The 13,146-nt window shown below is 64.9% G+C and carries 14 protein-coding genes and 1 tRNA gene; 4 read left to right on the top strand and 11 right to left on the bottom strand.

Annotated elements, in window-relative coordinates:
• Nucleotides 1-5: 5 nt before the first annotated feature.
• The 10 genes from astD to NCT32_RS05130 form a co-directional block, all read right to left on the bottom strand.
• Nucleotides 6-1,478, bottom strand: a complete 1,473-nt coding sequence (gene astD / locus NCT32_RS05175; RefSeq protein ID WP_061120102.1) for a succinylglutamate-semialdehyde dehydrogenase — start codon at nt 1,476-1,478, stop codon at nt 6-8.
• A 12-nt stretch (nt 1,479-1,490) separates the two neighbouring features.
• Nucleotides 1,491-2,522, bottom strand: coding sequence for an arginine N-succinyltransferase (gene astA, locus NCT32_RS05170; RefSeq protein WP_061120103.1), 1,032 nt, complete (start codon nt 2,520-2,522; stop codon nt 1,491-1,493).
• Nucleotides 2,519-3,565, bottom strand: a complete 1,047-nt coding sequence (gene aruF, locus NCT32_RS05165; protein ID WP_061120154.1) for an arginine/ornithine succinyltransferase subunit alpha — start codon at nt 3,563-3,565, stop codon at nt 2,519-2,521. The genes astA and aruF overlap by 4 nt, the downstream gene beginning before the upstream one ends.
• A 16-nt stretch (nt 3,566-3,581) precedes the next feature.
• Nucleotides 3,582-4,808: an aspartate aminotransferase family protein gene (locus NCT32_RS05160; RefSeq protein ID WP_061120155.1), complete on the bottom strand. Its 1,227-nt coding sequence runs from the start codon at nt 4,806-4,808 to the stop codon at nt 3,582-3,584.
• Between the two features lie 131 nt (nt 4,809-4,939).
• Nucleotides 4,940-5,917, bottom strand: coding sequence for a GlxA family transcriptional regulator (locus NCT32_RS05155; RefSeq protein ID WP_250476537.1), 978 nt, complete (start codon nt 5,915-5,917; stop codon nt 4,940-4,942).
• A gap of 46 nt (nt 5,918-5,963) precedes the next feature.
• Entirely contained in the window at nt 5,964-6,791 is an 828-nt protein-coding gene (locus NCT32_RS05150) for an ATP-binding cassette domain-containing protein (protein ID WP_061120104.1), read from the bottom strand.
• 18 nt (nt 6,792-6,809) lie between these two features.
• Entirely contained in the window at nt 6,810-7,544 is a 735-nt protein-coding gene (locus NCT32_RS05145; protein WP_061120105.1) for an ABC transporter permease, read from the bottom strand.
• Nucleotides 7,545-7,567: 23 nt separating this feature from the next.
• Entirely contained in the window at nt 7,568-8,257 is a 690-nt protein-coding gene (locus tag NCT32_RS05140; RefSeq protein WP_061120157.1) for an ABC transporter permease, read from the bottom strand.
• A gap of 286 nt (nt 8,258-8,543) precedes the next feature.
• Nucleotides 8,544-8,942 (bottom strand): hypothetical protein, encoded by a 399-nt coding sequence (locus NCT32_RS05135; RefSeq protein WP_061120106.1) that lies wholly within the window; start codon nt 8,940-8,942, stop codon nt 8,544-8,546.
• Nucleotides 8,943-8,991: 49 nt separating this feature from the next.
• The gene (locus NCT32_RS05130) at nt 8,992-10,578 is read right to left on the bottom strand and encodes an EAL domain-containing protein (protein ID WP_061120107.1); all 1,587 of its coding nucleotides are present in this window, start codon (nt 10,576-10,578) and stop codon (nt 8,992-8,994) included.
• A 275-nt stretch (nt 10,579-10,853) separates the two neighbouring features.
• Here NCT32_RS05130 and NCT32_RS05125 point away from each other — a divergent pair, with 275 nt between their 5' ends.
• From NCT32_RS05125 to rpsU, 4 genes are all read left to right on the top strand, one after another.
• Complete coding sequence (locus NCT32_RS05125; RefSeq protein ID WP_061120108.1) at nt 10,854-11,393, top strand: GNAT family N-acetyltransferase; 540 nt, start codon at nt 10,854-10,856, stop codon at nt 11,391-11,393.
• Nucleotides 11,394-11,446: 53 nt separating this feature from the next.
• Nucleotides 11,447-12,040, top strand: a complete 594-nt coding sequence (locus tag NCT32_RS05120; RefSeq protein ID WP_061120109.1) for a YigZ family protein — start codon at nt 11,447-11,449, stop codon at nt 12,038-12,040.
• Between the two features lie 26 nt (nt 12,041-12,066).
• Nucleotides 12,067-12,375 (top strand): 2Fe-2S iron-sulfur cluster-binding protein, encoded by a 309-nt coding sequence (locus NCT32_RS05115; RefSeq protein ID WP_086961388.1) that lies wholly within the window; start codon nt 12,067-12,069, stop codon nt 12,373-12,375.
• A 164-nt stretch (nt 12,376-12,539) separates the two neighbouring features.
• On the top strand, nt 12,540-12,752 hold the full coding sequence (gene rpsU, locus NCT32_RS05110; RefSeq protein ID WP_006999077.1) for a 30S ribosomal protein S21: 213 nt from the start codon (nt 12,540-12,542) through the stop codon (nt 12,750-12,752).
• A 315-nt stretch (nt 12,753-13,067) separates the two neighbouring features.
• Here the strand turns inward: rpsU and NCT32_RS05105 are convergent.
• Nucleotides 13,068-13,144, bottom strand: a tRNA-Met gene (locus NCT32_RS05105).
• Nucleotides 13,145-13,146 lie beyond the last annotated feature (2 nt).

Raw genomic sequence — 13,146 nt, 5'->3', positions numbered from 1 at the left:
CGTACTTAAAACGTGAGTCCCGGCGACACGCTCGCGGGCATCTGCAATTGCGCGCTTTCCACCGATGCCATCGGATAGGAGCAGTAGTCCGCCGCGTAATACGCGCTCGGCCGCTGATTGCCCGAGCGTCCGATGCCGCCGAACGGCGCCGCCGACGATGCGCCATTGGTCGGCCGGTTCCAGTTGACGATGCCCGCGCGGATCGTGCGCTGGAAGTGCTTCCATGCGGCTTCGTCGTCGGCGAGCAGGCCTGCGGAAAGGCCGTACGCGGTATCGTTCGCGCGCTCGATCGCTTCGTCGAAGGTCTGGTAGCGCGTCACCTGCACCATCGGGCCGAAGTGCTCTTCGTCGGGCACGTCGCGGGCGTTCGTCACGTCGAGGATCGCGGGCGACACGAAGCCGAGATTCGCCGCGCGCTGCACCATTTCCAGCACCGGCTTCGCGCCCGCTTCGATGAGGCGCGCCTGCGCATCGACGAGGCGCGCCGCCGCACGCGCCGAAATCACGGCGCCCATGTACGGCTGCGGTTCGTCGTCGAACTTGCCGACACGGATGTTGGCGCTCACCTCGGTGAAGCGCTGCATGAAGCGCTCGCCGAAGGCATCGTCGGGAACGAAGAGACGGCGCGCGCACGTGCAGCGCTGCCCCGCCGACAGAAACGCCGACTGGATCGTGTGATGTACGGCTGCATCGACGTCCTCGACGTTCGCGACGACGAGCGGATTGTTGCCGCCCATCTCCAGCGCAAGCACGATTTCGGGACGCCCGCCGAACTGCTTGTGCAGCAGCGTGCCCGTGTCGGAGCTGCCGGTGAAGAACAGCCCGTCGATCTGCCGGTGATTCGCGAGCGCGACGCCCGTATCCTTCTCGCCCTGCACGAGATTGAGCACGCCAGCCGGCAGTCCGGCCTGAATCCACAGCGCGAGCGTCGCAGCCGCCACGCCGGGCGCGAGTTCCGATGGCTTGAACACGACCGTATTGCCGGCGACCAGCGCAGGCACGATATGCCCGTTCGGCAAGTGGCCCGGAAAGTTGTATGGCCCGAACACGGCGACGACACCATGCGGACGATGCCGTAGCACCGCGACGCCATCGGCCATCGGCGCCCGCTTTTCGCCGGTTCGCTCGTGATACGCCTGCACGGAAATATCGACTTTGGCGGCCATCGATGCGACTTCCGTGCGCGCTTCCCACAGCGGCTTGCCGGTCTCGCGGCCGATCGCGCTCGCGAGCGCGTCCTTGTTTTCGTTGAGCAGGGCCGCGAAGCGTTTGGCGATCGCGACACGCTCATCGAACGACAGCGCGGACCAGGAAGCGAACGCGCGCCGCGCCGACGACACCGCGCGATCCACGTCTTGCGCCGATGCGCCCCGGCCTTGCCATACGATCTCGTCGGAGCCCGGATTGCGCGATGCAAACGCGGCGCCCTTGCCGTCCTGCCAATCACCGCCGATATACAACTGGTTAGAAATATCCATGTTCTCTCTCGTTCACTTCGCGCGCGGATAAGACGTCAGCACGCGCACGTTGTCGCCTTCCTTCACGCGCAATGCGGCGGCTTCTTCCGCCGTCAGCACAAACGCGCCGTTCTCGACCGCGCCCGTCGTCGCGCCGCAGCGGAAGTCTTCGAGCAGCGTGTTCGATACGAGGCTCTTCGCGTCGCTGTCCGTCTGCGTGCGATCGCCGATGCGCACGCGGGCGACCACGCTCTCACGCACGGTGCGCAAGTCTGTCGTATGGCATTCGAGCACCGGGCCCGCATCGAAGATATCGACGTGGTTCTCGTAACGCAGCCCTTCCGCTTCGAGCATCTTGCGCGCGGGCGCCGTGTCCTTGTGCGTGACGCCGACCGCGCGTTGCGCCGCATCCGGCAGCAAGTCGAGATACACCGGGTAGCGCGGCATCAACTCGGCGACGAAAGACTTCTTGCCGTGCGAGCTCAGGTAATCCGCTTCGTTGAAATCGATCTGATAGAAGTGCGAGCCGACCGCGTCCCAGAACGGCGACTCGCCGTTCTCGTCGAAGTGTCCGCGCAGTTCCGCGCACAGGCGCTGCGGAAAGCGATCCGTGAACTGCGCGATGAACATGAAGCGCGAGCGCGACAGCAAGCCGCCCACACCCGCCGTCCGATAACGCGGGCTCAGGAACAGCGAGCACACTTCCGCATAACCCGTCAGATCGTGCGAGATGTTGAGCAGCGACATGCGCGTCCATACGCCCATGTCCTTGCTCGCATGCACGACCGTCGACACGCGATAGTTGTAGAACGGCTGCTCCAGCCCGACTTCCGTTTCGATGCCGCACACACCGGCGACATCGCCCGTCGCGGTGTCTTCCATCACGAAGAAGTAGCCCGCTTCGAAGGCCTGCGCCTCGCCGGCGAGCGTGCGGCGCGCACGTTCGACGCGTGCCGCGAGCGCGCCGCGATCCGGCTTGAACGTGGTGAGTCCGGGACCCGTTTCCTGGGCGAGCGCGACGAGCGCATCGACATCGCCCGGCTGCGTGCAACGCACGACGATCATTGCAATTCTCCCGATGCCTGATGCAACGGCACGCAACGCACCGTGTCCTTGTCCTCCACGCCGAGCGCGGCGCGCGCGGCGGCGGTCAATGCGGCGCCGTCGGCGCGCGTTCCCGCCAGTCCGGCGACGATGCAGCGGAACTCATGCGCCCCGCCTGCGGCGACGATATACGGCGCGCCGCTTTCGGATGCGCCCTCGCGCACCGTGCGCAGCTCGCTCGAACTCGCCGATGCGCTCTTGCCGACGGCGATGGTGAGCACCGGGCCCGCATCGAAGATATCGACGAAACGATCCGGCTCGAAGCCTTCTTCGAGATGGATGTCGTAAGCGAGCAGCGTGCCTTCGTTCGGCTCGCCGAGCACGCGCTGCGCTTCGCCTGGCAGCAAAGGCACATAGAGCGGATAGCTCGGCATCACTTCCGCGATGAACGTGCGGCTGCGTCCGCCCGATTCCGCTTCCACCTGCTCGAAGTCGCGACCGAAGAACTTGCGGCCCACCGCATCCCAGAATGGCGAGGCGCCGGTGTCGTCGGTGACGCCGAGCATCAGCGAAAAGACTTCGCTCGAGAAGCGCTTGCGGTTCGCCGCGATGTAGATCATGCGTGCGCGCGACAGCAGATGTGCCGCCGCTTCGTTCGCTTCGTTGCGCAGCGACGGATCGATGTAGAAACCCGTCAGACGGCTCTTGCCCGTCAGTTCGTGCGACATCGTGAGCGCGTGGATCTTGCGGTTCACCTTGAGCTCGCGCGACGCGTGAATCAGCGCGTCGTTGCGAAACGCGTAGAACGGCTCGGAATACCCCGCCGACGCGACGATGCTCGACGTGCCGAGCAGCCGGCCCGTTTGCGCATCTTCGAGCACGAAGAGATAGAACTCCTCGCCGGGGAATTCGACTTCGGCGCGAAACGAGTCTTCCGACAACGCGACGCGCGTTTCGAGCGCGCGCCGGTCGCGCGGCAGCGAGTGCAGCACGGGAAGCGCTGCGCGCGCCATCCGTTCGAGCTCGTCGAGATCGGAGAGTCTTGCGGGACGAACGAATAGCATCATCGGGTCCTGTTGATCACTTGACGGCCGCGGTGCCGACGACCTGCTCGATCGCCTTGCCGATGCGCGCGAAGCCCTCGTCGAGATCGGCCATCGGCATGATGAGCGACGGCGCGAAGCGCAGCACGTTCGGCCCGGCGATCAGCATGATGACGCCGTTCGCCGCCGCCGCATTGAGCACGTCCTTCGCGCGGTCCTTGTATGCGTCGTTCAGCTCCGCGCCGATCAGGAGACCGCGTCCGCGAATCTCCTTGAACATGCCGAAGCGCTCGTTGAGACGCTCCAGATGCGTTTTGATCGCGCGGCTGCGCTCGTTCACGCCTTCGAGCAGCTTCGGATCGCTGATGAGCTCGACGACCTTCTCCGCGATCGACGCGCCGAGCGGATTGCCGCCATACGTCGTGCCGTGGACGCCGACCTTGAAATGCGCGGCGATCTCGCTGGTCGTGAGCATCACGCCGATGGGGAAGCCGTTGCCCAGCGCCTTCGCGCTCGTGAGGATGTCGGGCGTCACGCCGTACTGCATGTACGCGTAGAACGTGCCCGTGCGGCCGACGCCCGTCTGCACTTCATCGAAAATGAGCAGCGCACCGTGCTTGTCGCACGCTTCGCGCAGGCCCTTCAGGAACGCGGGATCGGCGGGCAGCACGCCGCCTTCGCCCTGCACCGGTTCGACGATGACCGCGCACGTCTTCGGGCCGATGGCTTCGAGCGCCTTTGGCAGATCGTTGTACGGCAGATGACGGATACCCTGCGGCTGCGGGCCGAAGCCTTCGGCGTACTTCGGCTGGCCGCCGACGCTCACCGTGAAAAACGTGCGGCCGTGGAACGACTGCGTAAACGAGATGATCTCGATCTTGTCCTCGCCGTGATTGTCGATCGCATAGCGGCGCGCGAGCTTGAGCGCCGCTTCGTTCGCTTCCGCGCCCGAGTTCGCGAAGAACGCGCGATCGGCGAAGGTCAGATCGGTCAGGCGTTTCGCGAGGCGCAACACCGGCGCATTGGTGTAGCCGTTGCCGATATGCCAGAGCTTTTCGCCCTGCTCGTGCAGCACTTTCAGTAATTCGGGATGACCGTGGCCCAGCGCCGTTACCGCGATGCCGCCGGCGAAATCGACATAATCGCGGCCTTCGGTGTCCCATACGCGCGAGCCGCGGCCCCGGTCGGGCACGAAATTGGCCGGTGCGAATACCGGGACCATTACTTCGTCGAATGTACCGCGATTCACTGTGATGTCGGTCATGAGCCACTCCTCGTCAGGTTCGTGCATCGGTGTCAGCACCGGTTCTTGGCAATCAGCTTCGATATTAGGCAATCGCGCGCGTTCCGTCTTGCGCGTTCGCGACATGCTTCGATGGGGTTTTTTCGCAGCCTTCAGGCGGGTTCGGGCGGCTCGATCAGCGCGCCGCCGCGCGGCTCGTCGATGGCGCCGCCGCGCTGCTTTTCGATCCAGTTGCGGCGCTCCTCGCGCGGCGTCACGCCGAAGCGGTCGCGGTACGCATTGGAGAAATGCGCCGCCGAGGAAAAGCCGCACGCGAGGCTGATCTGCACCACGGATTTGCTCGTGCGCTGCAACTGCGTGCGCGCTTTCGTGAGGCGCAGGTTGAGGTAGTACTTCGAGGGCATTGCGCCGAGGTACTGGCGAAAGAGCCGCTCGAGCTGCCGCCGCGAAATGCCGACGAGACTCGCGATTTCATCGGTGGCGAGCGGATCTTCGATGTTCGCTTCCATCAGTTGCAGCGCATCGTTCAGGCGCGGGTGACGCTCGCCCGGCGCGGTGACGAACGGGATGCGCTGACGCTCCGTGCCCGCGCGCAAGGTGCCGATGCCGAGCGAATCCGCGATGCGCTCCGCGAGATCCGGGCCGTGATCGCGCGCAATCATCGCGAGCATGAAGTCGATGCTCGCCTGGCCGCCGGAACATGTGGCGCGGTCGCGGTCGATTTCGAAAATCTGCTGACTGACGATCGCGCGCTCGAACTGCTCGGTGAATTGCTGATACGTTTCCCAGTTCACCGCGACGCGGTATTGCGCGAGCTGGCCGGCCATCGCGAGCCACCATACGCCGTGATGAATGCCGGTGACGAGCGGCGTGCGCGGCGCGACGCGCGCGAGGCTCGCGAGAAAGAGGCGGTAGTCGGCGAACTGCTGATAGCGCTCCGACACGACGATGAGCCAGTCGCAACGCACCGCGTCGTTGAATGCGCAATCGGCCGGGAGTTGCGCACCGCCCGAAAGCGGCACGGGCCGGCCGTCCCAGGAACAGATGCGCCATTCGTAGAGACGATGGCCGTCGATCTCGTTGGCGAGAGAGAGACAGTCGATGATCGTGCCGATGCCGCTCATCGACATCGGCGGGAGCGCGACGATCGCAACCTGCAGCGGCGCGCCTGCCACGTTATTTCAGGCTGCCCGACAGGAACTGCCGAAGACGCTCGCTCTTTGGGACGCTCAGCACTTCCGCAGGCGCGCCCTCTTCTTCCGTGCGCCCCTGATGCAGGAACATCACGTGGTTCGACACGTTGCGCGCAAAGCCCATCTCGTGCGTGACGACGATCATCGTGCGGCCTTCCTCGGCGAGCTTCTGCATCACCTTCAGCACTTCGCCGACGAGTTCGGGATCGAGCGCGGACGTGGGTTCGTCGAAGAGCATGACATCGGGATGCATCGCGAGCGCGCGCGCAATCGCGACGCGCTGCTGCTGCCCGCCCGACAAGTGCGACGGATACTGCTTCTCGACGCGCGGCGGCAGGCCCACTTTCTCCAGATACGTGCGCGCACGATCCTCCGCTTCCTTCTTCGACACGCCGAGCACGTGGATCGGCGCTTCCATCACGTTCTCGATGGCCGTCATGTGCGACCAGAGATTGAAATGCTGAAACACCATCGCGAGCTTGGTGCGCACGCGCTGCAACTGCTTGTGATCCGCGACTTCGAGATTGCCGGCGCGGTCGGCCTTCGTGCGCACGGTTTCCCCATCGACGATGATTTGCCCCGCGTTCGGCCGCTCGAGAAAGTTGATGCAGCGCAAAAACGTGCTCTTGCCCGAGCCGCTCGCGCCGATGATGCTGATGACATCGCCGGCGCGAGCGGCGAGCGAGACGCCCTTCAACACTTCGTTGTCGCCGTAGCGCTTGTGAATGTCCTCGGCGACGAGCTTGGTCGCGACGTCTTTGGCGGTTGGCTCCAACGCTTTCTCCTCGGGTGATGACAGGGACTGATGCATGGTTTCGAATTCTACCGCTCAGGCACGCCGCGCCCCATGCGCCGGGCCCGCCGGCCGCAGGTACGCGAGCCAGTGCCGCTCCGCGCGCCGGAATGCCGCGACGAGCGCGAACGAGATCGCCACGTAGAGGAGCGCCGCGATGCCGAACGATTCGAACGATTGATAGGTGGCCGAATTCGCATCGCGCGCGACCTTCAGGATGTCCGGCACGGTCGCCGTGAACGCGACGGTGGTCGCGTGCAGCATCAGAATCACTTCGTTGCTGTACAAAGGCAAGGCGCGGCGCAACGCCGACGGCAGGATCACGCGTCGATACATCGTGAACGTGCTCATGCCGTAGGCGCGCGCGGCTTCGACTTCGCCGTGCGGAATTGCGCGGATCGCGCCGGCGAAGATTTCGGTCGTGTAGGCGCAGGTGTTCAGCGCGAACGCGAGAATCGCGCAGTTGAAGCCGCTGCGAAAGAACGCTTCGAGCAAGGATTGCGTGCGCACGAATTCCAGGCTGTACATGCCCGTGTAGAGCAGCAGCAGTTGCACGTAGAGCGGCGTGCCGCGGAACACGTAGGTGTAGATGCGCACGGGTGTCGAGAGCCAGCGGTTGCGCGACACCCGCGCGCAGGCGAGCGGCACCGCCGCGCAGAAGCCGAGCGCGATCGACGTCGCGAGCAGCCATAACGTGACGACGAGGCCCGACGCGCGCATGCCGTCGGAGTACAGGAACGGGCGCCAGTATTCGGCGAAGATCTGGATCATGGCTTGTCGCTCGCTAGCAGAGATCAGAGTTCGGCATGGCGCACGCCGATCGAATAGCGGCGCTCGAGCGCCATCAGCACGAGATTCGACGCGCTCGTGATCGCGAGATAGATCAACGCCGCGATCAGAATGAAGAAGAACATGTTGAACGTGCTCTTGCCCGCGTCCTGCGCGGCTTTCACGACATCGGCGAGGCCGATGATCGACACGAGCGCCGTCGCCTTCACGAGCACTTGCCAGTTATTGCCGATGCCGGGCAACGCGAAACGCATCATCTGCGGAAAGAGGATGCGGGCGAACACGCGCATGCCGCTCATGCCGTATGCGCTGCCCGCTTCCAGTTGACCGCGCGGCACGGCGAGAAACGCGCCGCGAAACGTTTCGGTGAAGTACGCGCCGTAAATGAAGCCGAGCGTGAGCACGCCGGCCGTGAACGGGTCGATATCGAACTGATCCCAGCCGAACGCATCGGTCAGATTGTTCACCGCGATCTGGATGCTGTAGAAAAGCAGCAGCATCAATACGAGATCGGGCACCGAGCGGATGAGCGTCGTGTACGCGGTCGCGATGGCGCGCCACGGAGCGTGACGCGAAAGTTTCGCGGATGCGCCAGCCAGGCCGAGCAGCACCGATACCGCGAGAGACAGCACCGCGAGCGCGAGCGTCTCTTTGGCGCCCGCCCAGAGGAGCGGAGCAAAGCCGTACAGGTTCAAGAGTCGCCTCCAACGTCTTTTCGTGTTGACCGGAAAGAAACGGAGCGCGCGATGCAAAGGCGCGCTCCGGCGATTGGCGGCGATACTCGCAAGCGAAAATCAATCGCTCAATGACGTTGGACCATGTTTGCTGCGACGCAGCATGAGAACGAAGCGCGCGGCGGCGCCGTCATCTGCCCGCCGCGCAATGCTGTCCGCGTGCGACAGACAGGAAAACCCGCACATGCGCGGCCGACGAAATTTGCATTTTTCAGGTCGCATTTTCGATAGACCGCGCGCAGGCGCTCTACGCGCGCGCGACGCTCCGCACGTGCTGCGCGACCTGCCCGTTCGCCACGGCGACCTCCGGGCTATCCTGCAGCAAGGGCAGGAACTGCTCCGCGAAAACAGGATCGCGCGTCCCGGCGCTGAACATGTCGGCAACCGCCTTCGCATGTGCGATGTGCGCGTCGGCGGTGGCTTCGTCGTCGTCGAGCACGTCGTCGATGGCGGCGATCAATGTCGAAAGCGGCGTAAGCCAGCGATACGCCGAACCGTTGATCACGATCTGCAGGAATTCGCCCGGCGACACCGGCCCGAACTCGGCCTCGTGGCGCGCGCGCAGATGCGCAAGAACGCTGCGATGAAGCGCAAGCAGCGGATGGCGCACGTCGCGCAGGAAAGCGGTGGCTGTCTGGTCGTTCATGATCGTGCCTCGTCTGGAAACGACTTAAGTGAGGACGTTTCGGTATCGATCAAGCGCCGCGCGTCCTGCCCGCATACCGGATGAATTCCGCCGCCGAAAGCGGCGCGGAGAAGAACCAGCCCTGTCCGTACTGCGCGCCGCGCGCCTGCAGATACGCGGCCTGCTCCTCGCGCTCGATGCCTTCGGCGATCACCTGCACATCGAGCGTCACGGCCATGTCGATGATGTGCGAGGCGACGCTGCTCGACGCCGCGTCCTGCCCGACGGTATCGACGAAGGACTTGTCGATCTTCAGGCCGTCGATGCGGAAGTTCTGCAAGTGCGAGAGGCTCGAATAGCCGGTGCCGAAATCGTCGAGATAGACGGCGTGGCCTGCTTCCCGGAACGCGCTGATGACTTCCTTGGCGGCATCGGCGTCGAGAAAGCTGCGCTCGGTCGCCTCGATGCGGATCTGCGCCGGCCGCACGCCTTGCCGCGCGATCGCCGGGCCGAGCACGTCGAGAAAGCGACGCGTCGTGAGATCCTGCGCGGAGAGGTTCACCGACACGTAATACTCCGGATAGCGCCTGAGGAAGTCGCCGAGTTCCAGCAGGATCGTGTCGAGCACCTGATCCGTGATTGCCTGGATCAGCCCGCGATGCTCCGCGAGCGGGATGAATTGATCGGGCCGCACGATGCGATCGTGATATTTCCAGCGCACGAGCGCTTCGGCGCCGACGCAGCGTCGCGTGGCGAGATCGACGATCGGCTGATACGCGACGATGAACTGGTGCCGCCGCACCGCGTCGCTCAGCTGGCCGCGCGGCGAAAGCCGGCGCACGACGAAGAACGCCGCCCAGCTCGCGAACAGGAGCCCCGCCACGACGCCGCCGAGCAGCCAGCCCCAGGGCAGCGTGCGCAGGCGCTGATGCAGCGTCTGATGCGGCGCGCTCACGACGACCGCGAGCGGCATCGACACGGAGCGGCGCACGACGTACGGCGCGCAGTCGCGCACGGGCGGCGCGGTGCGATACGCGGCGAGGATGGCGTTGGCATCGGTGGCGGGCGTGGTCGCGATCACGCGGCTCACGTCCGTGTTGATGACGGCGACGCCGCTCGCGACGTCGTCGTTCGCATCGAGCGCGTCGATGTAAAGCGATGGATCGGCGGCGATGTAAAAACCGTTTCGGCCCATCACGAGCGAAGACTTGCCGCCCGGCAGGCGCGACAGGCCATACCACGCCATCACGCCGTCGCGCGAGCGCCAGTCCGGCGGCGGCAACGTGAGACCGTCGAGCACGCCCGCCGACACCGCGCCGAGCAGCGACGAGCACTGCCAGCGGCCAGCGTGATCGTATGCGCCCGCATCGCGCACTTGCTCATGCGTGAGCGCGATACGCCGCAGTTCTTTCAGATACGGCGGCGAGCATGGCGTCGCCGCCACCTTGCCGATCTCCCCGAGCGCACCGGAAAGACGCCGCGTGAGCTCCTCGGCGCGATAGAGCGCGGCCTCGGCGACCATGTTCAGGCGCTCGGCCTCGTCATGCCGCTGGCTGCGCTGCGCGAACAAAAAGCCGATCCCCGCCGGCGCCAGCGCCGCGATTACCACGATGACGATCAGAAGCGCCGCCAAGGCACCACGTTGAATGTTGTTCATTGCGTGTGATGGACCGCGGCGCGAGCCATGTCGCGCGCCGCGTTTTTCGTTTCCTGCTCGACTGCGTCGGCTCGTCTTGCGCCGCTCATGCGAGAGTCTCGGACAAACGACCTAGTGTAGGGGCCGGGCATCGCCCGGTTCAACGAATTCTTTGCCCGAAAACTCAACCTTTTGGTGGGCTTCCGCACGGCCCGCAGGCCCTTTTTTTGCCGACTGCGCGCCGTGCGAAAATGGCATGACCAGAAACGGCGTTTTCCTTGCATCGAACGATATCTATGGACTCACACGACCGCCCCCGTCCGCTCGTGCGCGACGCCGCGCCCGGGGACTTCGACGCCATCGCGCGCATCTATTCGCACTACGTCGAGCACGCGCTCGCGACCTTCGAGGAGATCGCTCCTTCCGTCGACGAGATGCGCGCGCGTCACGCGGCAATCGCGGCGGCGGGTTTGCCCTATCTCGTCGCGGAACTCGATGGCCGACTGGCGGGCTATGCGTATGCGTCGGCCTACCGGCCGCGCTCGGCTTACCGCCATACGATCGAGGATTCGGTCTATGTTGCCGAGGGTTTCGGCCGCTGCGGCATCGGGCGCGCGCTGCTCACGGCGCTCATCGAACGATGCGGGCGCGGCCCGTGGCGGCAGATGATCGCGGTGATCGGCAACAGCGGCAACGCGGGATCGATCGCGCTGCATGCGCAGCTCGGCTTCGAGCATGCCGGCGTGCTGCGCGATGTCGGCTTCAAGCACGGACGATGGGTCGACACCGTGCTCATGCAGCGCGCGCTGAACGCGGCCCCGCACGCCCCGGCATGACCGGTCGCGCTGAGCGGCTATGATTCGCCTTTTGCCTCTGCGCATTTTCTGCTTTGCCAACGTACACCCTCGCCTCTGCCGTCAGCGCCGAAATCGACATCCGCAAGAGCCGCTTCATCGCGCTCGCGCTGCCGGTTGCGGACCGCGATGAAGCCATGCGCGAACTCGGGCGCCTGCGCGCCGAGCACCCGGCCGCCACGCACGTCTGCTGGGCGCTGCTCGCGGGCGGTCAGTCGGGCATGTCCGACGACGGCGAGCCTTCCGGCACCGCCGGCCGGCCGATTCTCGAAGTGCTGCGGCATCACGAAGTCGACGGCGTGCTGGCCGCCGTCGTGCGCTATTACGGCGGCATCAAGCTGGGCGCGGGTGGGCTCGTGCGTGCCTATACGGACGCGATCGCCAGCGCGATGCAACTGGCCGAACGCATCGAGCGCATCGAGCGCGGGTTGATCGGCATCGACATCGACTACGCGGACGAAGCGCGCGTGCGGCGTTGGATCGAGCAGCACGACGCGGAACTCGTGCAGAGCGAATACGGCATGACCGTGCGCCTCGTCGTGCGCATGCCAGCGGCGGCGCGCGAACCGGCGGCCGCCGAACTGCGCGATCTCACCCATGGCCGCGCGGGTGTCGAGGTGAAAGCGTGACCGACGACGCGCCGCGCGCCTTCGCGATGGTCATCGAGCCCGCCGGGCACTTCGTCGCGGTGAGAGACGGCGTCACGCTGCTCGAAGCAGCGCTGCAAGCGGGACTGTCGCTGCCGCGATCGTGCCGCAACGGCACGTGCCGCGCATGCATGTGCCGGCTCGTCGATGGTGACATCGCGTATCGCGTCGAATGGCCGGGACTGACGTCGGAGGAACAGGCCGAGGGATGGATTCTGCCGTGCGTGGCGCTCGCGCAATCGGACGTGACGATCGAACAGCCCGACGCGCGCGAGGCCGTACCCGATTCGCGCCCTGTGCGCTCGCGCGGCTTCTGAACCCGGGTATTCCGGGATTGTCGTCTCGATTCAACGACCTACGATGTGATTCCCGAGTCCGCGCGTGCATGTCTTCGTACAAAGTGCGTGCAGGCCGACTCTCAAAAAGTGTACAATTGCGTTTTGCCCTAAATTCTGGCAGGGCCAGATCAACCGAGATTTCAATGACTAAAGTACTGTTGAAAGAGAACGAGCCTTTCGACGTCGCCATGCGTCGTTTCCGCCGTACCGTCGAACGCACGGGCCTGATTCAAGAGCTCAAGTCCCGCATGGCCTATGAAAAGCCGACGACCGAGCGCAAGCGCAAGAAAGCTGCTGCTGTCGCTCGCCTGCGCAAGCAGATTCGTCGCGCGCAACTGCCGAAGAAATTCTATTGATCGACGCAGGGCATACTGCCCTCGTCCATCCTGACAGGATCGGCATCGCAACCTGAGATCGATCGGGTCGCGGTTTCGCGCGCAGGTCGCGTGAAAGCTCGCGGATTTGCGCACTTTCGGTTGCGCCCCAGTCGAAACAAGTTGGCAAGATCGCACAAAGCCTGCATGAGTGAAAGCTCATGCAGGCTTTTCGTGCTTGGGGATGAATTTTCTGTTGGAGAGCTCGCGCGAATAGGTTAGCCGGTGCTAGGCACGAAAAAAACGAGCGCGGAAAAGCAAAGAGCCCGGATGAACCGGGCTCTTTGCTTGACGATTTGGTTGCGGGGGTAGGATTTGAACCTACGACCTTCGGGTTATGAGCCCGACGAGCTGCCAGACTGCTCCACCCCGCGTC

The organism is Caballeronia sp. INML2, from assembly GCF_023631365.1.
Classification (GTDB): Bacteria; Pseudomonadota; Gammaproteobacteria; order Burkholderiales; family Burkholderiaceae; genus Caballeronia; species Caballeronia turbans.
This window is presented reverse-complemented; position numbering and strand designations above follow the sequence as displayed.

Excerpts from the sequence above, each read along its gene's own strand:
- astD (WP_061120102.1), bottom strand. The coding sequence starts at position 1,478 with ATGGATATTTCTAACCAGTTGTATATCGGCGGTGATTGGCAGGACGGC.
- astA (WP_061120103.1), bottom strand. The coding sequence starts at position 2,522 with ATGATCGTCGTGCGTTGCACGCAGCCGGGCGATGTCGATGCGCTCGTC.
- aruF (WP_061120154.1), bottom strand. The coding sequence starts at position 3,565 with ATGCTATTCGTTCGTCCCGCAAGACTCTCCGATCTCGACGAGCTCGAA.
- NCT32_RS05160 (WP_061120155.1), bottom strand. The coding sequence starts at position 4,808 with ATGACCGACATCACAGTGAATCGCGGTACATTCGACGAAGTAATGGTC.
- NCT32_RS05155 (WP_250476537.1), bottom strand. The coding sequence starts at position 5,917 with ATGTCGATGAGCGGCATCGGCACGATCATCGACTGTCTCTCTCTCGCC.
- NCT32_RS05150 (WP_061120104.1), bottom strand. The coding sequence starts at position 6,791 with ATGCATCAGTCCCTGTCATCACCCGAGGAGAAAGCGTTGGAGCCAACC.
- NCT32_RS05145 (WP_061120105.1), bottom strand. The coding sequence starts at position 7,544 with ATGATCCAGATCTTCGCCGAATACTGGCGCCCGTTCCTGTACTCCGAC.
- NCT32_RS05135 (WP_061120106.1), bottom strand. The coding sequence starts at position 8,942 with ATGAACGACCAGACAGCCACCGCTTTCCTGCGCGACGTGCGCCATCCG.
- NCT32_RS05130 (WP_061120107.1), bottom strand. The coding sequence starts at position 10,578 with ATGAACAACATTCAACGTGGTGCCTTGGCGGCGCTTCTGATCGTCATC.
- NCT32_RS05125 (WP_061120108.1), top strand. The coding sequence starts at position 10,854 with ATGGACTCACACGACCGCCCCCGTCCGCTCGTGCGCGACGCCGCGCCC.
- NCT32_RS05115 (WP_086961388.1), top strand. The coding sequence starts at position 12,067 with ATGGTCATCGAGCCCGCCGGGCACTTCGTCGCGGTGAGAGACGGCGTC.
- rpsU (WP_006999077.1), top strand. The coding sequence starts at position 12,540 with ATGACTAAAGTACTGTTGAAAGAGAACGAGCCTTTCGACGTCGCCATG.